Raw genomic sequence first — 25,723 nt, forward strand, 5'->3', positions numbered from 1 at the left:
GAAATCAGTGAGAGGCGAGTACCCGATCGGCCGCTCGGCGAAACCACGCCCGAGCGCGGGATACCGGACGGCTGGAAGGTTTGTGTCCGTCCGCCGCCGGGAAACCCGGGTCTGTGCGCGGCGAACGCCGCCGAGGAACGCCAGCGGGCAGAGCAACGTCGCTGACCCCACTGGTACGAGGGGAACGACCCAGCCCAGCACTCACCCGCGAGGGGACTGCTGGGCTGGGTCTTCTCGGGTCCGGACAGCCGCGCGGTCAGCTGGTGGGATGCTGGCGTTTCGCCTCGGGATGTGCTGCATACCAACGCTCTTCGATCCGTCGCACTCGGCCGTGTTCCAGCGCGAGCCACAGCGCACCGATGAGCAGACCCGCACCCGACAACACGGCCACCGTCAGCCCGACGTCGAAATGCTGGGTGGCGAACGCGGCGAGGCTCGCGACGAACAGCACCAACGCCACCCCGATCAGGATCAGCGCGGGCATGATGACGTTGTCTTTCATGGATTCACCGGCGTGCGTGCGGGTGGTACGGGTGTGATCGACAGGATCTTTGGGGCCTTTCATGGCAACCCTCCTCCTCCCCCTCTACCATCCACAACTGCGCGGACGGTACAACGGGCTTCTCTCAGGGTAGATCCGCGGCACCGAAGAGGGAAGGCGCACGTGCGGCGCCACGGCGCGTCATGATCCCAGCACCGGCCCGGCCATCGCCGGCAGCCCCATGGTCAGGGTCAGCAGCATCAACAACATGAGGAACCAACCCGCCCCCTGCCACGCCCACCAGGTCTGATGCTGTTTCCAGGTCTGGTAGGTGCGCAGGAACGCGCGCAGCCCACCCACCATCAGGATCACCGGCGCACCGAGCGCCAAGGCGAGGCGCTGGGGCGGGCCACAGGCCGCCGAATCGGCGGTGGCGCCGTGACACGCCCCCACCAGCACGGCAGCCACGACCAGGAAGCCCACCCCCGCCACCGCGACGGTGAGGGCGAAGCGCGCCGCCGCGCGGACCTCGGCATCATCGGTATGCATGTCAGCGGCCATATCAGCCTGACTTCCTGATCTGAGCGGGCTGGTATCGACGTTACTCCCAGCCCTCTCCTTCGGCGATCCGCTTGATCGCGGCCAGCCTGCGGTCCCATTGCCGCCCGATGCGGTCCAATTCGGCGGCCAGCGCACTGAGCCTGGCGCCCAACGCGCGATAGCGGATCTCACGGCCGACGCGCACCGGTTCGACCAGCCCGGAGTCGGCCAGTACCCCGAGATGTTTGGCGATCGCCTGACGGCTGACCGGCATCCGCGTTGCCAGCGCGCTGGCCGACAGGTCCTGCGCGCCCAGTTCGGTGAGGATCTGCCAGCGGGTTTCGTCAGCCAGCACACCCAGTACCACCGGCAGTGCGGTCATGGCCTGGCCTGCACGAACTCCACCAGTTCGGCGAGTTCGGCGGTCCAGCCGCCGGTGTTGTCGGCATGAGCGGACTGGGGGTCCTGCAATTCCTCGAAGCCCGTCTCCACCAGATCCAGCCGGGTGCCGCCGTCGATCTCGGTCAGCTCGAAACGCACCACCGTGGAATTGCCCGGGGCGGGCTCCACATCGGCGCTGTGCGCCCAGCGGTACACCAAAACCCTTGGGGCCTCGATATGTTCGACCACCACTCGATGCTTGCCGTGGTGTTCCCAGCCGAAGAACCCGGTGCCGCCGGGCACGGCGTCGAATTCGCAGGTATCGCCGAACCACTGGGCGATCAGGTCGGCATCGGTCAGTGCCGACCACACCCGCCCGATGGGGGCGCTGATATCGATGCTGCGGGTGATGACGAGTGCGTCCATGACTTCTCCTGAGAGGGTTCCCGAATGATATGCAACTTCAGAGTTGCACAAATGTGTATCGAGTGCAATCCCCGGGTTGCATATGTTGCGGGTGCGCTCCGGGCTCCGCTTGATTACCGTCAACAGGTGGACCTCAACACCGTCGAGGTGATCGACTCCCCGCGGCACCGCGCCGAGCTGTGGCCGCTCCGGCACGGCGACGCCGTGTTGGCCGGTGGCACGTGGCTGTTCTCCGAGCCGCAACCCCACCTGACCCGACTGGTCGACCTCGGCGGCCTCGGCTGGCCCGCGGTGACCCGTACCGACGACGGCGTCGAGCTGGCCGCCACCTGCACGATCGCCGAGGTGTCCCGCCTGTCCCGGGAACTCGGCGTTCCCCTGCTGCACCAGTGCTGCACCGCGCTGCTGGCGTCGTTCAAGATCTGGCACACGGCCACCGTCGGCGGCAATCTGTGCCTGTCGTTCCCGGCCGGAGCGATGATCTCGATGATCTCGGCGCTGTCCGGAACGGTGACGGTCTGGCGGCCCGACGGCACCGAGTATCGCTGCCCGGTCGATGAATTCGTCACCGGCGAGGCCACGAACGTACTGGCCCCCGGCGAGATCGTGCGCGCGGTCGGGCTGCCCGCACACGCGCTGCACGCCCGCCACGCGTTCCGCAAGCTGGCCCCGTCGCCGTTGGGCCGGTCCGGGGTGGTGGTCATCGGGCGCCACGCCGCAGACGACAGATTCGTGCTCTCGGTGTCCGCGGCGACGGTGCGCCCGTACACATTCGAGTTCACCGGGGTCCCCGGACCCGGCGAGATACGGGGCGCGCACGCACAGATCCCCGACGGCGCCTGGACCGACGATGTCCATGGCGACCCGGACTGGCGGCGCGCCATGACGCTGGTGCTCGCGACGCAGGTCGCCGCGGAGCTCGCACCGTGATCGTCAACGGTCACGCAGCCGAGGACGATTTCCGCCCCGGCCAGTGCCTGCGGACCTTCCTGCGCGACCGCGGCCACTTCGAGGTGAAGAAGGGTTGCGACGCCGGCGACTGCGGCGCCTGCTCCGTCCTGGTCGACGGCACCGCGGTGCACTCCTGCGTGTACCCGGCGTTTCGGGCTGCCGGGCGTTCGGTCACCACGGTGGCCGGGCTGGGCACCCCGGAGGACCTCCACCCTCTGCAACGGGCCTTCGTCGACGCCGCGGGGTTCCAGTGCGGCTTCTGCACGGCCGGGATGATCACCACGGCGTCGACCCTCACCGAAGAGCAATTCGCCGACCTGCCCCAGCACCTCAAGGGAAACCTGTGCCGCTGTACGGGATACCGCGCGATCACCGACGCGCTCAGCGGCACGGTCAACACCGGTGACCACTCCCCCGGCGCTCCTGCGGGCTGCCGGGTGGTCACCGGCACCGAGCAGTACACCATGGATCACGCGCCCGCGGGGCTGCTGCATCTCGCCGTGCTGCGCAGTCCCGTCGCCCACGCCCGGATCGTGTCCATCGACACCTCGGCCGCGCAACGGATTCCGGGGGTGGTGTTGATCCTCACCCACGCCGACAGTCCGGCCGTGGCGTTCTCGACCGCCCGGCATGAGGACCGCACGGATGATCCCGACGACACGGTGGTCCTCGACGATACGGTGCGCTTCATCGGTCAGCGTGTCGCGGCCGTGGTGGCCGACAGCGTCGCGGCCGCCGAAAAGGCCTGCCGGGCCATCGCTGTCGAGTACGCCGAGCTGCCCGCGGTGTTCGACCCCGACGTGGCCCGCCGGCCCGGCGCGCCGGCGGTGCACGGCGACAAGGACCGATCGGCCCGCATCGCCGACCCAGAACGCAACATCGTCTCCGAATTGCACGGCGAGGTGGGCGATGTCGGCGCCGGGATCGCCGCCGCCGAGCACGCCGGCGGCGCGGTGGTGCGCGGACGCTGGTTCACCCAGCGCATCCAGCACAGCCACCTGGAGACCCACGGCAGCACCGGCTGGATCGACGACGACGGCCGTCTGGTCATCCGCACCAGCTCCCAAGTGCCGTTCCTGGTCCGCGAGGAACTGTGTCACGTCTTCGGTCTCGAGCGGTCGAAGGTGCGGGTGTTCACCCGCCGGGTGGGCGGCGGCTTCGGCGGGAAGCAGGAGATGCTGACCGAGGACATCGTGGCGCTGGCCGTGCTGCGACTGGGGCGCCCGGTGCGCTACGAGTTCAGCCGCACCGACGAATTCATCGCCGCCCCCTGCCGACATCCCTACCGGGTGGACGCCACCGTGGCCGCCGGAGCCGACGGCATCCTCACCGCCATGTCGATCGACGTGCTGATGGATGCCGGCGCCTATGGCAACCACAGCCCGGGCGTCATGTTCCACGGCTGCGGTGAGTCGATGGCGGTATACCGCTGCGCCAACAAGCATGTCGACGCGCAGGCGGTCTACACCAACAACCTGCCGTCGGGCGCCTTCCGGGGCTACGGCCTGGGACAGGTGATCTTCGCCGTCGAATCCGCGCTCGACGAGCTGGCGGCACGACTGGGCATCGATCCGTTCGACCTGCGCCGCCGGAATGTGATCATGCCCGGCGACGCGTTCGTCGATTCACATGTGGCCGAAGACGATCTGACCTTCGGCAGTTACGGTCTCGACCAATGCCTCGACCTCACCCAGGCCGCGCTGGTCCGCGGCAACGGGGCCACCGCGCCGGCCGGCCCGCAGTGGCGGGTCGGCGAGGGGATGGCCGTGGCGATGATCGCGACGATCCCCCCGCGGGGCCACTTCTCGGACGCGTCGGTGTCGTTGGACGCCGACGGGATCTACACCTTGTCGGTCGGCACCGCCGAGTTCGGCAACGGCACCTCGACGGTGCACGTGCGGCTCGCGGCCGAGGCACTCGGGGTATCAGCCGACCGGATCCGGCTACGCCAATCCGACACCGATGTCACCGCGTACGACACGGGGGCGTTCGGATCGGCGGGCACCGTGGTCGCCGGGCTGGCGGTGCAGTCGGCCTGCCGCGAAATCCGTCAAGCTTTGGAATCGGAAGCCGCGTCCGGTTCGATGACGCGCCCGCTGGTGGGCCACGGTCGGCACGAGGGCACCCCGCGTTCGGTGGCGTTCAATGTGCACGGCTTCCGCGTCGCGGTGAACACCGAGACCGGCGAGGTGCGCATCCTGCAATCCGTCCAGGCCGCCGATGCCGGCGTGGTGATGAATCCGGAACAGTGCCGGGGCCAGGTGGAGGGCGGTGTGGCCCAGGCCATCGGCACGGCGCTCTACGAGGAGATGCGCGTCGACGGACAGGGCCAGGTGACCACCAAAGACCTGCGCAACTACCACATTCCGCAACTGGCCGACCTCCCCGTGACGGAGGTGTACTTCGCCGACACCTACGACAAGCTGGGCCCGCTCGGGGCCAAGTCGATGAGTGAATCGCCGTACAACCCGGTGGCGCCGGCCCTGGCCAACGCGATCGCCCGGGCCTGTGGGGCGCGGATGTACCGGCTGCCGATGACGCCGGCGCGGGTATGGCGGGAACTGGGCAGCCCGTCCTAGTCGATGGGGGCAGTCGACCGCCCCGGTCGACCGGGGTTGTCGGTTCCCGCCGCTAGGCTGCCGGCGTGACGGTGCGGGTGTATGTGGTGCTGGGACTGGCCGCCGGGCTGACGGCGTACCTGCTCGGCGCGGGTATGCCGTGGAGTCTGGTCGCCGCTGTCGTCGCCGTCGCGGCGCCGCATTTCCTGATAGGTGCCCTTCGCGGGCTGCGCACGCCGTCCGAGCACGAGGATCCGGTCGCCGGTATGTCGGGTACCGAGTTCGAGGACCACATCGCCCGTATCGCCCGCTCGTGTGGTGTCCCGGTGATCATGACCTCCCTGACCGGCGACTGGGGCGTCGACCTCATCGTCGGAAAGCGACCGAATCGCCTTGCCGTCCAATGCAAACGACAGGCCCGCCCGGTGGGTACCGGCGCCATCCAGGAGGTGGTGGCCGGCGCCCCCATGCAGGACTGCACCCACACCATGGTGGTGACGAATCACGAATTCACGCCGGCCGCACGCAAACTCGCCGAACTGCACGACTGCACACTGGTCGGGGGCGCGGAGTTACCCAGGTTGAGGTCCACCATCCGCCGGCTACTGGAGCAGCCCTGAGTGGGGTTCGGGCCCGATATAGCGGGCCCGGGGCCGGATGATCTTGCGCGACTGCGCCTGTTCCAGGATGTGCGCGGACCAGCCGACCACCCGGCTCACGGCGAAGGTGGGGGTGAACATCGCCCGCGGTATGCCGCACAGTTCCATCACCACCCCGGCGTAGAACTCGACGTTAGCCCGCAGCGGACGGCCCTGCCGCCGCTGCGCCAGCACGGATGTCACCGCGTCCTCGACCCGCACGGCGCGCTCGACCAGATCCCCACCCAGCCCGAGCGCGATCGATTTCAGCAGTTCCGCACGCGGATCCGCGGTGCGGTAGACGGCGTGCCCGAAACCCATGATGCGTTCACCTCGGTCCAGAGCGGCCTGGGCCCACGCAGCGGCGTTCGTCGGGTCCCCGATGGCATCGAGGGCGTCCAGCGCCCGGTCCGGGGCCCCGCCGTGCAGCGGACCGGAGAACGAGCCCAGCGCGGCGCAGAGGGCGGAGGCGACGTCCGCACCCGTCGAGGCCACCACCCTGGCAGTGAAGGTCGAGGCGTTGAAACCGTGGTCCACCGTCGCGATGAGGTACTGCTCGACGGCGCGGGCATGTTCGGGCGCCGGTCGCCGTCCGGTGAGCAGATAGAGCCAGTGGGCTGCGACCGGCAGGGCGGGGTCCGGGTCGACGGGCTCCAAGCCCTGCCGGATGCGGTGCAGCGCTGCCAGCACCGTGGGCGTGATCGCCGACAGCAGCACGGCGTGGTCGCGGCGGGCGTCCTCGTCGATATCCCAGATCGGTGGCAGGTCGTACGCCGTCGCGACCGCGGACAACACCGTGCGCAGGCCTGCCAGCGGATGCTCCTCGGCACCACCGAGTGCCACCATCCGCAGCATCGCGGTGACGTCGGACGGGATGGCGCGCAAGGTGCAGGTGCGCGCGGCGAAGTCGGCGGACTCGCCGGTTGACGGCAGTCGGCCGTACACGAAGAGGAACCACACATCCTCGAAGCTGCGCGTCATCGCCAGTTCGACGGCCGGGTACGGGCCGTAATGGTAGAAACCCTCGTCACCACGGACGTCGCCGATCGCGGTGTCGGCGACCACGACATTCGCCAATCCCGGCGCGGCCTCGATGAGGGCGTCAGACATGGGTGCAACCTCCTGGCTGTTCAAGCAGTACAACCACATTCGGCTTACTCTTGATCACAGTCAATGTTGATCTGATCAATGTGAAGCGAGGACGCGATGGCACCACCCCGGCGTCACACCCGCCGTTGGCCCGCCGCGATCGACCACGACGGACACGACTACCTGACCACCGCCCAAGTCGCCAAGGTGCTCGGGATCAAACCCGAGTCGGTGTACGCCTACGTCAGCCGCGGCCGGCTCCACAGCGTGCGCATCGAAGGGGTGCGCGGCAGCGTGTTCGCGGTCGACGAGGTGGAATCCCTCACCCGGGAGGGTGCCCGGCCTCGGCCGCCGGCCGGTGCGGTCGAGCGGATCCGCACCCAGATCACCTCACTGTCCGGGGACGAGTTGTGCTACCGCGGCCGGCCCGCGCGCGAGCTGGTGACCGCGGACTTCCTGGATGTCGCCCGGTTGTTGTGGGAGCACGAGGTGCCACCACAACACCCCCCGCTGGACCAGGACGCGACAGCCCATCTGCGAGCGGCATTGCCGAGCACCGCCACCCGGCTGGATGCCGTGCGGATCGCGGTGGATCTGGCGGGCGCCGCGGATCCGATGCGGTATCAACGCACTCCCGAGGCGGTCACCACCAAGGCGATGCAGATCCTGGAGGCCGTGGCCACGGCGCTGCCACCGGGGTCGAGTTCCGTCGGCACGGGTTCGTACGCAAAACGGCTGTGGCCCAAGCTCTCCCCGCTGTCTCCCACACCGCGCCGGGTGGCGGTGCTCAACGCGGCCCTGGTGTTGCTGGCCGACCACGATCTCGCGGCCAGCACCGTCGCGGCCCGGGTCGCCGCGAGCGCGCGGGCCGGAGTCTATTCGGTGGTCGCGGCGGGGCTGGCGACTCTGGACGGTCCCATGCACGGCGGGGCTGCCACCGCCGCCTATCGTTATCTGATTGGCGCCGTGGATGATCCGGTGGGTGCGGTGGCTGCCAGTCTGCGTGCCGGCGAGCGCATCCCCGGTACCGGCCACCGCATCTACCGCGATCACGATCCACGGGCCGGGGCGCTGCTCGGCCTCCTGGAGCGCGCCGGCGGCGGGGAGCGGGTCCGCGCCGCCGTCGACACCATCGCGGCGTCCACAGATTTCGTGAACTCCGACCTGGCGCTGGCGGCGATGGCAGTGCAGTTCCGGATGCCCGCCGATGCCCCGGAGACCGTCTTCGGTATCGCGCGGATCGTGGGCTGGGTGGCGCATGCCCTCGAAGAGTACGAAGAACCGATGCTGCGATTCAGGCCCGAGGGGGTCTACGTCGGGAAGCGGTCGGGCTGATCCGTACCGTCGCGGTGCTTGCGGGATACCGCCGAACGCGGCGGCAGGGCGCGCATGTGATCGCGGATGCGGCTCATGAGCTCACCCAGGGTGTGCACATCCGCGTCCGAAAGCGATCCGTACAGCAGATCGCGCACCACCTCGATGTGGCCGGGCAACACCTTTTTCACTCGTGCACGGCCCGACCTGGTGATCTCGACGATGGTGGCGCGCTGGTCCGAGGGGCTGGGCTTGCGGATGATGAGACCGGCCTCTTCTAGGAGCCTGGCTTGGTGTGTGAGGCCGGACCGGCTGTACACCACGCCGTCGGCCAGATCGGTCATGGTGAGCGGATGCTCCGCGTCGACGAGTTTGGCCAGGATCTCGAACTGCACGTAACTGAGGCCGCCCTCAGCCTGAAGCTGTTGCCGCACTGCATATTCGAGGAGACCCGCTGCTTCAGTGAGTGCGAAGTAGGTACGCATCTGCGCGGGCTTGAGGGAATCCGCCATCACGCGATGGTACTGCTTCGAAGTCGAAGCAGTGCGACGGAGGTCACATCCTCGCGGGAATGCTTCGATATCGAAGTAAGTTGAAGCTCACGTAACTGCTTCGAATTCGAAGCAACTGTGAAGAGGAGACAACATGAAGGCTGTGACCTACCACCGTTACGGCGACAGCGACGTCCTGCGGTACGAGGAGGTGCTGCAACCGACTCCGGCCCCCGGCCAGGTCCTGGTACGGGTCGCTGCGACATCGTTCAACCCGGTCGACGCGGGCATCCGCGGAGGCTATCTCTCGGACGTGTACGACATCACGTTTCCGCACACGCCCGGCATTGATGTGGCGGGCACGATCGCCGAGGTCGGCGCGGGTGTCTCCGGATGGCACATCGGAGACACCGTGGTGGGACTGCTGCCGCTGGACGGCGACGGCGCGGCCGCGGAGTACGTGCGAGCACCGGCCGAGGTGCTGACCGCGGCACCCCGGACCGTCGCGCTGGCCGACTCCGCTGCGCTGCCCACCGTCGGTTTGACGGCATGGCAGGCGTTGTTCGAGATCGCCGAACTGACAGCCGGGCAGACAATCCTGATCAACGGCGCAGGCGGAGCGGTCGGCGGTTACGCGGTGCAGCTGGCCAAGCGAGCCGGCGCGATCGTCACCGCGACCGCCTCCGCACGTAGCGCAAGCCGTCTGCGCCGTTACGGGGCGGACCGGATCATCGACCGCATCGATTACGCGAGCACACCGCCGGCCGTCACTGGGGCGCCGTTCGATGTGGTGCTCAACCTGGTGAGCACCACGGCGGCGGACACCGAGGCTCTGATCGGGCTCGTCGTCGACGGCGGGGTCCATGTCGGCACCATGGCCTCCGGCCCCGAGCATCCCGCGCGGGGTGTGCGCACGCAGCGGGTGTTCGTCCGCAGCGACGCGGCGCAGCTGGCCGGCCTGGTCCATCGCGTCGACACCGGCACGCTGGCGATCGAGGTGGCCGACCGCCGGCCGTTGACCGATGTCGCAGCCGTACACGACGACTCCGACGCCGATCGCCTGCCCGGCAAGACGATCCTCGTCCCGCCCGGGTCGTGACGTTGCCGATCAACCAGTTTCCCAAGCTGTCCCGCCGGACTTCGGCGGGACAGCGTCGTCACCGCAATGCGTCCCCGACCGCGTCCACCGCGGCGTCGAGCTCGTCTCGGGACACCGTGAGCGCCGGCCGGAAGCGCACCGAATCCACGCCACTGGGCAACATGATCACGTGCCGGTCCCACAACCGGCTCACCAACGCGTCGCGCGCGGCAGTCGACGGCATACTGAACGCGCACATCAGCCCACGACCGCGCGGATCGCGCACCAGAGCGGGGAACTCGGATGCGAGGTCGCGCAAGCGGTCCAGCAGGTGGTCGCCGAGCACCCTTGCGTTGCGCATCAGGTGGTCGGCTTCAATGACCTCCAGGATGCGCCGGGAACGGACCATATCGGTGAGATTGCCACCCCAGGTGGAGTTGATCCGCGAACTCACCGCGAACACGTTGTCGGGCACGTCGTCGACGCGGCCACCGGCCATCAGGCCGCACACCTGCGTTTTCTTACCGAACGCCACCACATCCGGGCGCACACCCAATTGCTGGTAGGCCCAGGCGGTTCCGGTCATCCCGCAACCCGTCTGCACCTCATCGAAGATGAGCAGCGCGTCGAACTCGTCGCATAGTGCCCGCATGGCGGCGAAGAACTCGGGGCGGATATGCCGATCACCGCCCTCGCCCTGGATGGGCTCGGCGATGAAACAGGCGATATCGTCCGGGTACGCCTCGAACGCGGCGCGCGCCTGCCGCAGCGATTCCGCCTCCAGCGCAACGGGATCTGCTCCCGGGCGCAGGTACGGCGCATCGATGCGCGGCCAGTCGAACTTCGGGAACCGCGCGACCTTGTTCGGATCGGTGTTGGTCAGCGACATCGTGTAGCCGCTGCGGCCGTGGAAGGCGCCGCGCAGGTGCAGTACGCGGGAACCCGGCGCGGCCAGTCCCCGTGACTCGTTGCGCCGGCTCTTCCAATCGAAGGCCACCTTCAGCGCGTTCTCCACCGCCAGGGCTCCCCCGTCGATGAAGAACAGGTGCGGCAGTGCCGGGTCGCCGAGCACCCTGGTGAACGTATCGACGAACCGGGCCATGGTGACGGTGTAGATATCGGAGTTGCTCGGCTTGTTGACCGCGATGGCGCCCAGTTCGGCACGCGACTCCGGGGTGGTCAGCGCCGGATGGTTCATCCCCAGCGCCGAGGACGCGAAGAACGTGAACATGTCCAGGTAGCGGTCGCCGGTGCGGGCATCGACCAGGTAGGAGCCGCGCGATTGTTCGGTGTCGAGCACGAAATCGAAGCCGTCGGCCAGGATGCTGCGGCTCAGGACGGCAGGTACCTCGTGGGCGGACACCTCAGCGGCGGGCACCTCAGAGGCGGGCACGGTCACGTCACGGTCGGGCAGGACAGCAGTCATGCCCGCATCCTAACGCGATATTTACGGTCTACGCCATCGACAACAGGAATATCTACGGTAGATACTCGCGTCCTTCGTAAAATGTCTGTAGGATGATCGTGCTGCGGGTGCGCACGTTGGCCGCTGTCCGGATCTGTTGCAGCAGGTCTTCCAGCCCTCGCGGCGAACCCACCCGCACGAGCAGGATGTAGCTCTCCTCGCCCGCGACCGAGTGACACGACGCGATCTCGGGTATGTGTTCCAGGCGGGCGGGCGCATCATCGGGTTGAGAAGGATCGAGAGGGGTGATGGCCACGAACGCCGACAGCATGTTGCCGACTGTTTCGGGATCGATGCGCGCCGCGTACCCGGTGATCACGCCGCGTGACTCCAGCCGCCGCACTCGGGCCTGCACCGCAGACACCGACAATCCCGCCGTCGCCGCGAGATGCGCCAGCGTCGCTCGTCCGTCCGTGATCAACTCCCGCACCAGCGCGCGGTCAATATCGTCGAGGTGGTCGGCATCGGCCATGGCCGGACCCTACCGCGCATGATCGAGACATCGCAGCTACGCGCCGCATTCGCCGCAGCCCTGTCACAGATGTACGGCACCGAGGTCCCGGCCTACACCACCCTGGTGCAGGTCAGCACCGAGGTGAACCGGGAGCACGCGGACGATGGACGGTGGGGATCGCTGGACCGGGTGACCGCGGAACGCCACGGCGCCATCCGAGTGGGCAATGCTGCCGAGATGGCGGATGTCGCCGACCTTTTCGCCGTATTCGGGATGTACCCCGTCGGGTACTACGATCTGCGCGAGGCCGCCTCACCGGTGCCGGTGGTCTCGACCGCCTTCCGGCCCATCGAGGCAGACCAGCTGGAGCGCAATCCCTTCCGGGTGTTCACCTCGATGCTCGCCACCGCCGACGCCAGGTTCTTCGACTCCAGCCTGCGGGCCAGGGTGGACCGATTCATCGAGCGGCGACAGCTGTTCGCACCCGACCTGATCGCCGACGCCCGTCGCATCGCCGACGCCGGTGGTGCGCGCGACGACGAGGAGGCCCGCGACTTCGTGCGCCGCGCCACCGCCGCGTTCGCCCTGTCCCGCTCCCCCATCGACAAGGGCTGGTACGACGAGCTCGCCGAGGTCTCCGCCGTGGCCGCCGATATCGCCGGTGTCACCACCACCCACATCAACCACCTCACACCCCGCGTCCTCGATATCGACGAGTTGTACCGGCGGATGACCGCCCGCGGCATCACCATGATCGACGCCATCCAAGGACCGCCACGCACCGAGGGCCCCGCGGTTCTGCTGCGGCAGACGTCATTCCGGGCGCTGGCCGAACCGCGCCGGTTCCGCGGCGCCGACGGTGTGGAGTTCGACGGCGCGCTGCGGGTGCGCTTCGGTGAGGTCGAGGCGCGCGGGGTGGCCCTCACCCCGCTCGGGCGGGAGCGCTACGACGCCGCCATCACCGATCCGGCACGCTGGACCGATTACTTCCCCGGCACCGACGCGGAGATGGCTGCGGCCGGACTGGCCTACTACGTCGGCGGCGACCCGGCCAAACCCGTTGTCTACGAGGACTTCCTACCTGCATCGGCCGCGGGCATCTTCCGCTCCAACGTCGATGAGGACGTCCGGGTCTGCGACGCGGTCTCCGATTCCGCGGCGACCGGCCCATACAGCCTCGACTGGATGGCGGGGGCGATCGGCCACCACATCCACGACCCGTACGACCTCTACCAGAAGGCGGCATCATGACCACCATGCAATCGACCCTGCCCACCGCCGGTGAGCTACGTGACCGGGCACGCCTGGCGCTACAGGCCATCGGCGCCGATCTCGTCGAGGCCGAAACCGGCGTGGCGGCCGGCACCCCGATCACCGGTGATGTGCTGTTCACCGTTGCCGACACTCCGGTGGCCGAGGCCCACGCCGCGATCGCCGCCGCTGCCGAGGCCTTCGCCACCTGGCGCACCACCCCGGCTCCGGTACGCGGCCAGGTGGTGGCCCGCCTCGGTGAGCTGCTCGTCGAGCACAAAGCCGATCTCGCCACCCTGGTGACCGTCGAGGCCGGCAAGATCACCTCCGAAGCGCTCGGCGAGGTGCAGGAGATGATCGATATCTGCCAGTTCGCGGTCGGTCTGTCCCGACAGCTGTACGGCAAGACCATCGCCTCCGAACGGCCCGGACACCGGCTGATGGAAACCTGGCATCCGCTCGGGGTGGTCGGGGTGATCACGGCCTTCAACTTCCCGGTGGCGGTCTGGGCGTGGAACACCGCCGTCGCGCTGGTCTGCGGTGACACCGTGGTCTGGAAGCCCTCAGAGCTGACACCGCTGACCGCGGTGGCGTGTCAGGCGTTGATCGAGCGGGCCGCGCGCGATGTCGGCGCGCCGACCGAGATCTCCCGGCTGATCCAGGGCGGCAAGGAGATCGGCGAGCTGCTGGTCGACGATCCGAGGGTCGCGCTGGTCAGCGCCACCGGCTCGGTGCGGATGGGCCGCGAGGTCGGCCCCCGGGTCGCGCAGCGGTTCGGCAAGGTCCTGCTGGAACTGGGTGGCAACAACGCCGCCGTCGTCACCCCGTCGGCCGATCTGGATCTGGCCCTGCGCGGCATCGTGTTCTCCGCGGCCGGCACGGCCGGTCAGCGCTGCACCACCATGCGCCGGGTCATCGCGCACCGCTCGGTGGCCGATGAGCTGATCACCCGCATCACCGCCGCCTACCGCACCCTGCCGGTCGGGAATCCGGCGGCCGACGGCACGCTGGTCGGCCCGCTGGTGCACGAGCGCGCCTACCGCGACATGGTGGGTGCGCTGGAACAGGCCCGCGCCGACGGCGGCGAGGTGGTCGGAGGCGAGCGCGTGGACCTGGGTGAGGGTTCGTACTATGTGCGCCCGGCCGTGGTCCGGATGCCCGCCCAGACCGCGGTGGTGCACGACGAGACCTTCGCCCCCATCCTGTACGTGTTGACCTACGACACCCTCGACGAGGCGATCGAGCTCAACAATGCCGTCCCGCAGGGTCTTTCCTCGGCGATCTTCACCACCGACATCCGGGAGGCGGAACGGTTCATGGCCGCCGACGGCTCGGACTGCGGTATCGCCAACGTCAACATCGGCACTTCGGGTGCCGAGATCGGCGGCGCGTTCGGCGGGGAGAAGCAGACCGGCGGTGGCCGCGAGTCCGGCTCAGATTCGTGGAAGGCCTATATGCGCAGGGCCACCAACACCGTCAACTACTCATCCGATCTGCCGCTCGCCCAGGGGGTGCAGTTCGGCTAGCTCGGCCGGTTTTACTATGGCTGCGTGAGCGATCAGGTCGAACAGCGGGAATTTCAGGCAGAGGCCCGTCAGCTGTTGCAGCTGATGGTGCACTCCATCTATTCCAACAAGGACTCGTTTCTGCGGGAACTGGTGTCGAACGCCTCCGACGCCCTGGACAAGCTGCGGCTCGCGGCGTACCAGGACAAGGACCTCGAGGTCGACACGACCGATCTGCACATCGACCTGGACCTCGACTCGACGGCGCGCACGCTGACCGTCCGGGACAACGGCATAGGCATGTCCCGCGACGAGGTCGTCGACCTGATCGGCACCCTGGCCAAATCCGGCACCGCCGAGATGCGGCGAAAGCTGCAGGAGTCCAACGAGAGCACCGAAGAGCTGATCGGCCAGTTCGGCGTCGGGTTCTACTCGACGTTCATGGTGGCCGACAAGGTCGACCTGCTCACCCGCAAGGCGGGCGAAAACACCGCCACCCGGTGGGAATCCAGCGGTGACGGCACCTACACCATCGCCACCGTCGACGACGCCCCGCAGGGCACGTCGGTCACGTTGCACCTCAAGCCCGAGGACGCCGACGACGAGCTGCACGACTACACCGCACCGTGGAAGATCCGGCAGCTGGTCAAGAAGTACTCCGACTTCATCTCCTGGCCGATCCGGATGGAGGTCGAGAAGACCGTCCCGGCATCGACGGAGGAGGGCGCGGAGAACACCGAGCCGACCGTCACCGTCGAAACCGAGACGATCAACTCGCGCACCGCGCTGTGGGCCAAGCCCAAGAGCGAGGTCTCCGACGAGGAATACAAGGAGTTCTACCGGCACATCGCGCATGCCTGGGATGAGCCGCTCGATGTCATCGCGATGAAGGCCGAGGGAACCTTCGAGTATCAGGCGCTGTTGTTCATCCCTTCGCAGGCGCCGTTCGATCTGTTCAACCGGGACGGGCACACCGGCGTGCAGTTGTACGTCAAGCGCGTCTTCATCATGGGTGACTGCGATGAGCTGATGCCCGAGTATCTGCGGTTCATCAAGGGTGTCGTCGACGCGCAGGACTTGTCTCTCAACGTGTCTCGCGAGATCCTGCAGCAGGACCGCCAGATCAAGGTGATCCGGCGCAGCCTCACCAAGAAGGTGCTGTCGGCGATCAAAGACCTTCAGGCCAACCGACCCGACGACTACGCGACCTTCTGGACCCAGTTCGGGCGCGCGTTCAAGGAGGGCCTGCTCTCCGACCCCGACAACCGCGAGACCGTCCTGGGACTGTCGTCGTTCGCGTCAACCTTCAGTCCGGACACCCCGACGACGCTGGCCGACTACGTGAGCCGGATGCGAGACGGCCAGGAGCAGATCTTCTACGCGACGGGCGAATCGCGCCGGTTGCTGGAGAGCTCGCCGCACCTGGAGGCGTTCAAGGCCAAAGGCTACGAAGTGCTGTTGCTCACCGACCCCGTCGACGAGGTGTGGGTGGAGTCGGTGCCGGACTTCCAGGGCAAGGCGCTGCAGTCGGTGGCCAAGGGTGAAGTCGACCTCGGCTCCGGAGATGCCGAGTCCGACGCCGACCGCAGCGAGTTCGCCGATCTGCTGACCTGGCTGCAGCAGACGCTCGACGACCATGTCAAGGAGGTGCGGCTGTCCACTCGGCTGACCTCGTCGCCGGCCTGCCTGATCACCGACACCTTCGGTATCACCCCGCAGTTGGCGCGCATGTACCGCGCCTCCGGCCAGGAGGTGCCCGTCGGCAAGCGCATTCTGGAGATCAACCCCGATCACGCCCTCGTCACAGGTCTGCGGGACGCCTTGGCCTCGTCACAGGACGGGCTCAGCGATACGGCCGAGTTGCTCTACGGCACAGCCCTTCTCGCCGAGGGCGGCTCCCTCGACGATCCGGCGCGGTTCGCTGCCATTCTCGCCGACCGGTTGGCCAAGACCTTCTAGCCGGACGTGCACGACGGTGCGTCGTCGTGGCGGGTCCGACGGCGTCATCTCCGCCGGCTCCCGCCGCTCGTGCGATTCCCTGTGTAGTTGTCAAGGTGCGCCCCACTCGGTTATGCGGCGGCGGGCAGATCGGTCATGGTCCGTCGTGCGTGCGATCGCATGTGCGGCGGTTCGGGACCGGCCGGATCGTGGGGTGGGATGAACCAGGGGTGGCGGTCAGGGCCCAGGTAGACCTGCCACTCGCTGTGGTGGATCAGGGTGTGGTGGCATCGGCAGAACAGCACGCCGTTGTCGAGGCAGGTGATGCCCCCAGTGCCCCACGGCTCGATATGGTGGGCGTCGCACCACGACACCGGCCTCCCGCAGCCGGGGAACGCGCAGCCACGGTCGCGTGCTGCCAACGCTTTACGAATCCTGGGCGGGAACAGCCGCTCGCTGCGCCCCACGTCCAGCGGCGCGCCGACGTCGTCCACGATCACCGATCCGACAGAGCTGTCACAGGAGATCAGGTCGGCCGTGGTGGCACTGACCGGCCCGGTGAAACCGAGGGTGTCCACGCACCCGTCATCGGGCACCCCCGCCCGCGCTGCCCCGGCCGGCCGGATCAGGGTGACGTGCGGGAGCACACCACCTGAGGTCGGACGCTGCGAGCTCGACAGGTAGTCACGCACCAGCTGACCGAACGCGTCCGCGCGCCGCCTGCCGGTCGACCGCGGGTCCGGTGATCCATCGGGCAGCGGCACGGGCCGACACAACGGGTCCAGCGCCGCGAACAGCTCCTCACCGGTCAGCACATCGAGATCGAGGGTGGCACTGACCCGTCCATCGTCGTTCTGCACCAGCGTCATCTCATTGAGGTCACTGTTCTCCGCGATCGGCACCGTCCCCTCTCCTTGCGGTTGCCTCGAGGCTTTGTCGATGGCGATCCCGCGGGCTTTCTTACTCACCTCCGCGGGCGTGGTCTGGATCATCAGCAATGTGGCGACCTTCGCCCTGTCCTCATCGGACAACGCGACCCTGGCACTGATGTGTGCGACTCCTTTGCCGACCGCGTCGGCGAACTCGATACCGAGCCCACCCAGACGCTGCACCCGGGTGAGGGCCGGCAAAGCCTGCGCTGCCCGCCCCACCCGCACAGCCCTGTACGCGGCGCAGGGGGCCACCCCCAGGCTGGTGAGCAGATCGGCTCCCGAGCGCAGGTGCCGGCGCGCCGGGATCCCGAGACGCTCAGCGGCCGCGGCCGCTTGCGCGATCACATGGTCGAACAGGTTCCGGGCGATGACCGCGGCGGCCAGCACGGCGAGCACCGGCTGTTCATCGACCACTCGCCGGGGACGGTCGAGCAGATCGAACAGCGTACGCTCGGCGCCCTCCTCAGGCGGCGGTGCCGCAGTGAGGTCATCGATGAGCGCATCGACGAAGGCATCGAGATGGGTGGCGTCCATGCCGGATACCCCAACCTTTCGCAAAGGTGCACGCGGGCAGACGATTCAGGCTCGACAAGGCAATTCGGCTCGGACAGTCCCGCGGGGACCAGCGAACCTCTCAGCGACACAGTCGCGGGCAAAGCTCACCGGGTATCGGGAGCAACAATCAACTCGAACGTATGTTCGATGCTACGCCTTGCGCGGATGCCGCGCAAGCGTCATCTCCGGCGGACACGTTCTAGTGCCGAGGCAGCGCCTGCAGTTCGGCCAGTACCGCCTCGGTGTCGGCACCGAGTTCGGGCGCCGGTCCCTGAACGCGCCCGGGCGTCCGGGAGAACCAGGTGGGCACGCCGGGAAAGCGCACCGGCCCGTGTGGGGTATCGACCGTCTCGAACAGGCCGACCGCGTTGAGGTGCGGGTCGTCGAACAGCGCGTCCAGGGTGTTGATCGGAGCAGCCGGGATCTCCAGGTCCCGGAACAGCCCGAGCCATTCCTCGGTGGTGCGTTCCTTCAGCGTCTGCGCCACCAATCCGTACACGGTGTCGATCTGGCGTGCCCGCTGCTCCAACGTATCGAACTCCCCTGTGTTCCAATCTGGTTGGACACGGTCGACGAATCCGCGCCAGTGCTTGTCGTTGTAGATCAGCGCGGCGATCTGACCGTCTTTGGTCTCATAGGGCCGCCGGTTGGGCGCCACGGCCCGCGGGTACACGGCCGGCCCGAGCGGAGGTGAGAACATCGCGCCGTTGGCGTGTTCGACGAGCATGAAGGAGGCCATCGTCTCGAACATGCTGACCTCCACCTCCTGGCCCTCACCGGTGCGTTCCCGGTGGAACAGCGCCATCGTGGTGGCGTAGAGCGCCGTCAGGCCGGCCACTTTGTCGGCCATGATGGTCCCGACGTAGCCGGCTTCCCCGGTCAACTGTTGTTGTACCGCAGGCAATCCGCACTCGGCCTGGATCGTGTCATCGTAGGCGGGCCGGTCCGCATTCGGGCCGCGCCGGCCGTAGCCGTAACAGTTGGTGTAGACGATCGACGGGTTGAGCTCGACGACGTCGGCGTAGCCGAATCCCAGCGCGGTGATCGCCTTGGCCCGCATCGAGTGGATGAAGACGTCGGCAGTCCCGATCAGTCCGCGGAGCGCCGCTTTGCCGTCGTCGCTCTGCAGGTCCAGCACGATCGCCCGTTTACCGCGGTTGACGTTGACGAACACCCCGCTCATCCCCGGGGACGGCCCCACCGAGATGAACCGGGTGTTATCCCCCTGCGGCGGTTCCACTTTGATCACGTCGGCGCCCATGTCGGCCATGATCTGGGTGCAATACGGCCCCATCACCATGGCGGTGAGGTCGATGACCCGCACCCCGGCCAGCGGTCCGTCAACCATGGGTCGCTTTCGCAAAGCTGTAGCGGATGTGGTCGGTATGCCCATCCGGCGCAGGCGGGAAGATCACCGGCTCAGACATATCGCGGATTCCGTCGATATTGTCGGCGACATCCTCGATGGTCCACGACGGGCGGTACACCCCGGGACTCTCGGCGATGAAGGCGCGGGCCACCCGGCCGCCGATCGCGACCAGCATCTCGCCGGTCACCGAGCAGGATTCGTGGGCCAGCCAGCCGACGGTCGGGGCCACCAGCTCGGGCCCCATCGGCGGGTACGCCGAGGTGTCGATGCCTTCGGCCATCCGGGTGACCGCACTGGGGATGATCACGTTGCACCGGACACCGTCTGCGGCCCCTTCCAGGGCCGCCACATTCGACAGTCCGATCAGTCCGGCCTTGGCCACCCCGTAGTTGGCCACATTGTGGTTGCCATAGAGCCCGCCGATGGACGAGGTGAGCACGATGCGGCCGTAACCGGCGGCACACATGATCGGAAACGCCGGCCGGACAACGTGAAACGCACCGCGCAGGTGCACGTCCAGCACGGCGTCGAAGTCCTGGTGGCTCAACTCCTTCAGCGATCCGCGGCGCACGGTGCCGGCGTTGTGGATGAGGATATCGATGCGGCCGAAGTGCCGGATGGCGCTGTCGATGATGGCCTTTCCGCCGTCGATGGTGACCACCGAATCGGTGTTGGCAACGGCCTGCCCGCCGGCGGCGACGATCTCATCGGCCACCTGCTGTGCGGGAGTGCCGTCGGAACCGTCGCCGGTGAGGCTGCTGCCCGGATCGTTGACGATGACCTTCGCACCTCGTGATGCCAGCAGCAGGGCGTACTCCCGGCCCAGACCCCGGCCGCCGCCGGTGATGACGGCGACACGATCGTCGAATCTCAGGGCAGCGCTCACGTGAGTTCCAGCCCGTCGAGGTCACCCTTGGCCCGCCACTGGGCGATCAGATCATCGAAGGCATAGAAGCCGGGCGAGTAGAAGTCCCCGAGGAACGATCCGTTGCGTTCCGCACCCCCGCGTCCCTCGTTGTTGTAATAACCAGGGGTGCAGGAAAGTTCGAACGCCGAATTGTCGATCGCCAGTTCGCGGACCGTCGACACCCAGGCGTCCTGCCCTTCCCGGCTCGGCTCGACCATGGTGGCGCCACGGTGCTGGGCCTGGGCGATGATGTAGGCGATGTGCTCGGCCTGCTGTTCGAACATGGCGGTGGTGTTGGCCGACACCCCACCCTGGATGAAGCCCATGAAGAACTGGTTGGGGAAGCCACGGCTGGTCATCCCGTGCAGTGTCTGGTAATCGTCGGCCCAGTGGTCGAACAGCGACAGCCCGTCGCGGCCCACGATCCGGTCGATCGCGAACCGCCGGCTGATCTCGGTGGAGATCTCGAAACCGCTCGCGAAGATCACGCAGTCGACCTCGTATTCGACACCGCCGGCAACGATCCCCTTCTCGGTGAGCCGTTCCACACCTTTGGATGCCGACACATCGACCAGGGTCACGTTGGGCCGGTTGAACGAAGCCAGATAGTGCTCGCTGGAGGTCGGCCGCTTGCACATGAAGCGGTAGTAGGGCTTCAAAGCCTCGGCGGTATCGGGATCCTCGACGATCGCGGCGACGCGGCGACGCAGCCGCTCCATGATCTTGTAGTCCTCTTCCTCGCGGAAAGCCATGATCTGTTCGATGGTCACCGCTGCCGGGTCATCGCTGGCCGCGATCCGGGCGGTCAGGTTGCGACCGAGCTCGGTCCAGAAGTCGCACACCAGATCTGGTTCGCCGAACACCACGCCGACGAACGGCGACCAGTTGTGGAAGTTGCGCTTGCGTTCCTCCTGCCAGCCCGGCTGCAGGGACGCGGCCCAGGCCGGATCGGTGGGCGGGTTGGAGCGGGCGTCCACCGATGACGGCGTCCGCTGGAAGACGAAGAGCTGCTTGGCATCACGGCCCAGGTGCGGGACCAGCTGGATGCCGGTGGCACCGGTGCCGACGAGGGCGACGCGCTTGTCCGCGAGTTTGTGCAGACCGCCGTCGGCGTCACCTCCGGTGTACGCGTAATCCCAGCGCGCGGAATGGAAGACGTGCCCGGCGAAGTCTTTGATCCCGGGGATCCCCGGCAGCTTGGGGCGGTTGTAGGAACCCTGCGCCATGACCACGAAGCGGGCCCGGATGTCATCACCGCGGTCGGTACTGATCTGCCAGCGCCGCGTTGCGTCATCCCAACGCAGTTCACGCACCTGGGTGGAGAACAGCGCGCCGTCGTAGAGACCGAAATGCTTACCGATGTTGCGGCAGTGCTGGAATATCTCGGCGCCGTCGGCGAACTTCTTACTCGGCATGAAGTCGAGTTCTTCCAGCAGCGGGACATAACAGTACGCGTCGTTGTCGCACTGGATTCCGGGGAAACGATTCCAGTACCACACCCCACCGAAGTCACCGGCCATCTCGATGACGCGGATGCCCTCGACCCCGGCCTTCTTCAGATAGGCCCCCGCCAGCAGTCCGGCGAAGCCCCCGCCGAGGATCACGACGTCGGCGTCTTCGGTGATCGGATCCCGTTCGGCCACCGTCGTGTACGGATCCACCTCGTAGAATTCGGCGAAATCGCCCTCCAGCTCAAGGTATTGATCGGCCCCCTCGGACCGCAGCCGCTTGGCCCGCTCGGCGGCGTACTTCTCGCGGATCGCCGGGATGTCGATATCGGCGGGCGTGTCGGTGGGCCCGCAGGTGTTTTCGATCGTCGTCATACGGTGGCGCCCTCCGGCAAGGCGGCGGCGTGCAGCGGTGCCGCCAACTCGTGCACGGCGGGCAGCACCTCCTTGGCGAACAGCCTGGTGCTCGCAAAAGCGTCCTCGTACGGCATGGTGCCGAACTGCGGAACGATGGTCACCTCGGAGAACGAGCACGCCTCCTGCGCGGCCTTGAGTTTCTCGAACACCACGTCGGGCGTACCGATCAGCAGATTGGAGGCGTGGTATCCGGGCGGGCCGCCCTTCTTCTGGTCACCGGTCACCGCGGAGGCCAGCACCGCGGTGGCGGTGGCCTCCCGCGCCGCGTAGGCCTCATACCCCTTGACACCCTTGAAGTTCGATGCATCGGCGAAGCCATAGTGGACGTTGACGTCCCGGTTGGCCGTCCAGATCCACTGCTCGGTCAGGGCGGCGAGCTTGTCGTCCTCCTTTTCGGTGACGTACATGAACATCACGTTCTTGGGCTGACACGGCTCGAAACCCTCTTCGGCGCGGAAGGTGTTGACCTTGCGGACCTCCTCCCCGGCATCCCAGATCGGCTTGTTGCCGACGAACAGCGGCACCATGCCGCGCCGCGACAGGATCTCCAGCGACTCGGCGGTCGAGGACGAGCTGTAGATGCGGGAGAACAGATCCTTGCTGATCGGCTCGGGGCGCAGCGACATCTCCGGGAACGAGAAGATCTCGCCCTCATAGGAGAACCGCTCACCGGAGAACGCCAACTCCAGGATGTCCAGGGTCTCGTTGAACCGCTGCCGGCTCTCCTCGCGAGGAACCCCGACGGCATCGAACTCGGCCTTGGACACACCGCGCCCGATACCGATCGTGTTGTACCGGCCGTTGGAGACGATGTCGAGGTAGGCGATCTGATGCGCCAGCCGCACCGGATTCCACCACGGTGCGACCGCCACGAAGGTGCCCAGGCTGACTCGCTCGGTACGCCCGGCGAAGTAGGTGAGCGCCTGAATCGGGTTGGGCGTCATACCGTATGGCGTGCCCTGGTGCTCGGGGAACCAGATGCCGTCGAACCCCAGCGGCTCGGCCAGATCACCCAGCGCCAGCGCGGCCTGGACGCATTGGTAGTCCGGTGTGACGGGCGGGGTATTGAAATCGCCCGCCATCACCCGGTCCCAGTCCTGCGAGTTCTGCGCACCGGTGCCGAGGTTGACCTTCATAATCATCTCTCCTTACTCATGATTTCGGCGCGCTCGCGATCGCTGAGCGAGCGTCAGCGCGCCGAAATCGCTAGATGTCTTGGGGTTCGCCGGTCCCCATGTATTTCGACAGCTGGTGGTGCAGGTTGACCGTGCTGCGCTCGCGGTACGGATTGGGCAGCGTGCCGGGAAAACCCGCCGATTTCATGCCCTGCTGTACGGCCGCCATATTGGAGAAGTCCTGCGGCAGCACCGACAGCCAGTTCGGGGACTCCTTCGGGGTGTAGACCCATTCCGTCTCAGGCTCTGCACCTTTCGGATACAGCTCGAAGACCGCGACCTCGAAGATGCACTTGTCCGGGTTGTAACTCGGATCGGGGCGCGCCGAGTAGCACAGCGCACTGGTCAGGCCCTGACCCACCTGGAAGTTCGGGAAGAGCTGCCACGCCGTGCCACTCTGGCCGAGGATGTCGGGTGGGATGGTCGGCCAGATCACGCCGCGGGCCTCGTCGTCGCGGCGGGCCGAGGCCAGCCAGTGCGCGAGCACCTCGTCGGCCGGGGTGCCCTCGGGCAGTTCGTCGACGAGGCGCCTGGCAGCGTCGACCAACGTCTTCGTCGTCGTCGCGTTGGTCTCCTCCATGGTGTAGACCTGCATTTCTGCGGTGGAGATGCGCGGGTCTCCGGTGCCCAGGCGGATCTTGGATTTGGTCTCGTCCATGCCCTTCGGCGCGTCATAGCCGATATTGCTGTGTTTGCCCTGCGCCTTGGCCCAGCCTTTGAACTCGCCGAACTTGTTGAACTCCGGATGGGTGGTGAACACGTGGTAGGTCTCGTTGAAGGCCTCCATCGCGACTTTCCAATTGCAGTCGAAGTACAGCCATTTGCGCCACTTGTAGCGCATGTTCTCCAGCCCGAACGGATCGAGGATCTTGGCGGCCGGGAAGAGGTAGTCGGCCAGCGTTTCGCAGTGCGGGTCCATGTTGATGAACAGCCAGCCACCCCAGGTGTCGACCCGAACGGGTGCCAGGTGCGTATTGCCCGGGGTGAGTGCGCCCTGCCAGTCGTCCTGCTCACGGATGTGGGTACAGGTCCCGTCGAGCCCGTAGGTCCAGCCGTGGAAACCGCAGACGAACGACTTGCGTGCCCGGCCGGTCGCGTTCTTGGCGCCCTCGGGGTTGTCGATCAGCTTGCGCCCGCGGTGCATGCAGACGTTGTGGTGTGCGGTGAATTCCGCCGGACCCGTTCGCACCACGATGATCGAGTCGTCGAGGATGTCGTAGGTCAGGTAACTGCCGATCTCCGGGATCTCCTCGACCCGGCCGACCTGCTGCCACACCTTGCGCCACAGCCGGTCCCGTTCGTGGCGGGCGTACACCGGTGAGATGTAGGCGTCCACCGGGATGGTCATCGGCGTGGACAGGTCCTCGGCGATCTCGCCCGTGGAATCGTCGGGTGCGGCGTCGATCTCGATGGCGGCGTCGAGATCGGATTCGGTGTGGGTCACTGGATCCTCCTGATGGCGTCGCGGAAGTTCTCGTCTTTCAGGAAGAGCGACGTGTTGTCCGCTCCCAGATGCGTCCAGCGCAGGTTCAGGCCACCGTCGACCAGCAGTGTCTGCCCGGTGACGTAGCTCGACAGATCCGACAGCAGGAACAGGATCGCGCCGGCCTGCTCCTCGGGTGTCCCCCGGCGCCCCATCGCGATGGCCCGCTGATCACGGTCGGGATCGGCGTCGACATACGTCGCCGAGGCGGCGGTCTCGGTGACGCCGGGGGCCACCGCGTTGACCCGGATGCCTTCCGGGGCAAGCTCCGCGGCGAGTGTTCTGGTGGCGGCCACGATCGCCGCTTTGGCGGTGCCGTAGGCCACGTGGAAGGGCGCGGAGTTCATCCCGGAAATCGACGACACCGACACGATCGAGCCGGGATTGCCCTGTGCCCTGATCTCCGCAGCCACGGCCTGGCTCATGAAGAACATGGTCTCCAGGTTGGCGGCGAACAGGTCCCGCCAGTCCTGACGCGTCACCCTGGTCGACGGCATCCAGGTCGACGGAGCCGCTCCACCGGCGACATTCACCAGTCCGTAGAGCGCACCCTCGGCATGGCGCACGACATCCATCACCGTGGCGATGCCCTCATCGGTCGAGGCGTCCGCAGCCACCGGCAGTACTGCCAAGCCCTTGTCGGCCAGGGGCGCGACGTGGGTGTCGAGATTGTCCTGCGACCGGCTCACCGCGACGACCGTCGCACCGGCCTCGGCGGTCAGTCGCGTGACCGTCGTGCCGATACCGCCGCCACCGGCGCCCGACACCACCACGATGCGGCCGGCGAGATTCAGCAGCTCGTCCACGGTCTCAATTGTCCGTACAAGAATTCACGTTCTTCATATTGCAGAACACTATTCCGCAGGGCATTTACGGC

At 67.4% G+C, this 25,723-nt stretch carries 23 protein-coding genes; 8 read left to right on the plus strand and 15 right to left on the minus strand.

The window, feature by feature from the left end; all coding sequences use genetic code 11:
- Positions 1-256: 256 nt before the first annotated feature.
- From usfY to H7J86_RS08215, 4 genes are all read right to left on the minus strand, one after another.
- Positions 257-565 (minus strand): protein UsfY, encoded by a 309-nt coding sequence (gene usfY, locus H7J86_RS08200; protein ID WP_267290324.1) that lies wholly within the window; start codon positions 563-565, stop codon positions 257-259.
- Positions 566-682: 117 nt separating this feature from the next.
- Positions 683-1,030: a hypothetical protein gene (locus H7J86_RS08205; RefSeq protein ID WP_267290326.1), complete on the minus strand. Its 348-nt coding sequence runs from the start codon at positions 1,028-1,030 to the stop codon at positions 683-685.
- Between the two features lie 52 nt (positions 1,031-1,082).
- A complete protein-coding gene (locus H7J86_RS08210) occupies positions 1,083-1,403 on the minus strand; it encodes an ArsR/SmtB family transcription factor (RefSeq protein ID WP_090355952.1) in 321 nt (106 codons plus the stop codon).
- Complete coding sequence (locus H7J86_RS08215; protein ID WP_187098572.1) at positions 1,400-1,828, minus strand: SRPBCC domain-containing protein; 429 nt, start codon at positions 1,826-1,828, stop codon at positions 1,400-1,402. The genes H7J86_RS08210 and H7J86_RS08215 overlap by 4 nt, the downstream gene beginning before the upstream one ends.
- Before the next feature lie 126 nt (positions 1,829-1,954).
- Here H7J86_RS08215 and H7J86_RS08220 point away from each other — a divergent pair, with 126 nt between their 5' ends.
- From H7J86_RS08220 to H7J86_RS08230, 3 genes are all read left to right on the plus strand, one after another.
- A complete protein-coding gene (locus tag H7J86_RS08220; protein ID WP_267290328.1) occupies positions 1,955-2,758 on the plus strand; it encodes an FAD binding domain-containing protein in 804 nt (267 codons plus the stop codon).
- The gene (locus H7J86_RS08225; protein WP_267290330.1) at positions 2,755-5,358 is read left to right on the plus strand and encodes a molybdopterin-dependent oxidoreductase; all 2,604 of its coding nucleotides are present in this window, start codon (positions 2,755-2,757) and stop codon (positions 5,356-5,358) included. The genes H7J86_RS08220 and H7J86_RS08225 overlap by 4 nt, the downstream gene beginning before the upstream one ends.
- 65 nt (positions 5,359-5,423) lie before the next feature.
- Positions 5,424-5,957 (plus strand): restriction endonuclease, encoded by a 534-nt coding sequence (locus H7J86_RS08230; RefSeq protein ID WP_412973525.1) that lies wholly within the window; start codon positions 5,424-5,426, stop codon positions 5,955-5,957.
- Here H7J86_RS08230 and H7J86_RS08235 read toward each other — a convergent pair.
- Positions 5,940-7,085, minus strand: a complete 1,146-nt coding sequence (locus tag H7J86_RS08235) for a citrate/2-methylcitrate synthase (protein ID WP_267290332.1) — start codon at positions 7,083-7,085, stop codon at positions 5,940-5,942. The two genes, H7J86_RS08230 and H7J86_RS08235, sit on opposite strands and share 18 nt — an antisense overlap.
- 96 nt (positions 7,086-7,181) lie before the next feature.
- Here H7J86_RS08235 and H7J86_RS08240 point away from each other — a divergent pair, with 96 nt between their 5' ends.
- Complete coding sequence (locus tag H7J86_RS08240) at positions 7,182-8,399, plus strand: citrate synthase (protein WP_267290334.1); 1,218 nt, start codon at positions 7,182-7,184, stop codon at positions 8,397-8,399.
- On the opposite strand, the gene H7J86_RS08245 is transcribed toward H7J86_RS08240, so the two are convergent.
- Positions 8,375-8,890, minus strand: a complete 516-nt coding sequence (locus tag H7J86_RS08245; protein ID WP_267290336.1) for a MarR family winged helix-turn-helix transcriptional regulator — start codon at positions 8,888-8,890, stop codon at positions 8,375-8,377. The genes H7J86_RS08240 and H7J86_RS08245 overlap by 25 nt on opposite strands.
- 133 nt (positions 8,891-9,023) lie before the next feature.
- On the opposite strand from H7J86_RS08245, the gene H7J86_RS08250 reads away from it, so the two are divergent.
- Positions 9,024-9,968 carry an NADP-dependent oxidoreductase gene (locus H7J86_RS08250; RefSeq protein ID WP_267290338.1) on the plus strand — a complete coding sequence of 315 codons (945 nt, stop codon included), beginning with the start codon at positions 9,024-9,026 and terminating at the stop codon, positions 9,966-9,968.
- Positions 9,969-10,026: 58 nt separating this feature from the next.
- Here H7J86_RS08250 and lat read toward each other — a convergent pair whose 3' ends face one another.
- On the minus strand, positions 10,027-11,373 hold the full coding sequence (lat, locus tag H7J86_RS08255; protein ID WP_267290340.1) for an L-lysine 6-transaminase: 1,347 nt from the start codon (positions 11,371-11,373) through the stop codon (positions 10,027-10,029).
- Positions 11,374-11,425: 52 nt separating this feature from the next.
- Positions 11,426-11,884 carry an Lrp/AsnC family transcriptional regulator gene (locus H7J86_RS08260; protein ID WP_167157357.1) on the minus strand — a complete coding sequence of 153 codons (459 nt, stop codon included), beginning with the start codon at positions 11,882-11,884 and terminating at the stop codon, positions 11,426-11,428.
- 18 nt (positions 11,885-11,902) lie between these two features.
- On the opposite strand from H7J86_RS08260, the gene hglS reads away from it, so the two are divergent.
- Genes hglS through htpG form a run of 3 tightly spaced genes read left to right on the plus strand, consistent with a single transcriptional unit; the run spans position 11,903 to position 16,581 of the window.
- The gene (hglS, locus tag H7J86_RS08265) at positions 11,903-13,117 is read left to right on the plus strand and encodes a 2-oxoadipate dioxygenase/decarboxylase (RefSeq protein ID WP_267290342.1); all 1,215 of its coding nucleotides are present in this window, start codon (positions 11,903-11,905) and stop codon (positions 13,115-13,117) included.
- Positions 13,114-14,643: an L-piperidine-6-carboxylate dehydrogenase gene (gene amaB / locus H7J86_RS08270; protein ID WP_267290344.1), complete on the plus strand. Its 1,530-nt coding sequence runs from the start codon at positions 13,114-13,116 to the stop codon at positions 14,641-14,643. The genes hglS and amaB overlap by 4 nt, the downstream gene beginning before the upstream one ends.
- 24 nt (positions 14,644-14,667) lie before the next feature.
- Complete coding sequence (gene htpG, locus H7J86_RS08275) at positions 14,668-16,581, plus strand: molecular chaperone HtpG (protein WP_267290346.1); 1,914 nt, start codon at positions 14,668-14,670, stop codon at positions 16,579-16,581.
- A 110-nt stretch (positions 16,582-16,691) separates the two neighbouring features.
- Here htpG and H7J86_RS08280 read toward each other — a convergent pair whose 3' ends face one another.
- The 7 genes from H7J86_RS08280 to H7J86_RS08310 all read right to left on the minus strand — a co-directional run bounded on the left by H7J86_RS08280 (position 16,692) and on the right by H7J86_RS08310 (position 25,652).
- Positions 16,692-18,026 (minus strand): HNH endonuclease signature motif containing protein, encoded by a 1,335-nt coding sequence (locus H7J86_RS08280; RefSeq protein WP_267290348.1) that lies wholly within the window; start codon positions 18,024-18,026, stop codon positions 16,692-16,694.
- Between the two features lie 220 nt (positions 18,027-18,246).
- Complete coding sequence (locus H7J86_RS08285) at positions 18,247-19,395, minus strand: CaiB/BaiF CoA transferase family protein (protein ID WP_090355986.1); 1,149 nt, start codon at positions 19,393-19,395, stop codon at positions 18,247-18,249.
- Positions 19,388-20,302, minus strand: coding sequence for an SDR family NAD(P)-dependent oxidoreductase (locus H7J86_RS08290; protein WP_267290350.1), 915 nt, complete (start codon positions 20,300-20,302; stop codon positions 19,388-19,390). Before H7J86_RS08290 ends, H7J86_RS08285 begins: the two co-directional genes overlap by 8 nt.
- Positions 20,299-22,146 (minus strand): flavin-containing monooxygenase, encoded by a 1,848-nt coding sequence (locus tag H7J86_RS08295; RefSeq protein WP_267290352.1) that lies wholly within the window; start codon positions 22,144-22,146, stop codon positions 20,299-20,301. The genes H7J86_RS08290 and H7J86_RS08295 overlap by 4 nt, the downstream gene beginning before the upstream one ends.
- Positions 22,143-23,324 (minus strand): LLM class flavin-dependent oxidoreductase, encoded by a 1,182-nt coding sequence (locus tag H7J86_RS08300; RefSeq protein WP_267290354.1) that lies wholly within the window; start codon positions 23,322-23,324, stop codon positions 22,143-22,145. The genes H7J86_RS08295 and H7J86_RS08300 overlap by 4 nt, the downstream gene beginning before the upstream one ends.
- A 70-nt stretch (positions 23,325-23,394) precedes the next feature.
- Positions 23,395-24,807, minus strand: coding sequence for an aromatic ring-hydroxylating oxygenase subunit alpha (locus H7J86_RS08305; protein WP_090355998.1), 1,413 nt, complete (start codon positions 24,805-24,807; stop codon positions 23,395-23,397).
- Entirely contained in the window at positions 24,804-25,652 is an 849-nt protein-coding gene (locus tag H7J86_RS08310) for an SDR family NAD(P)-dependent oxidoreductase (protein WP_267290356.1), read from the minus strand. Before H7J86_RS08310 ends, H7J86_RS08305 begins: the two co-directional genes overlap by 4 nt.
- Between the last annotated feature and the right edge of the window lie 71 nt (positions 25,653-25,723).

The organism is Mycobacterium hackensackense (assembly GCF_025822555.1).
Lineage (GTDB): Bacteria > Actinomycetota > Actinomycetes > Mycobacteriales > Mycobacteriaceae > Mycobacterium > Mycobacterium fluoranthenivorans.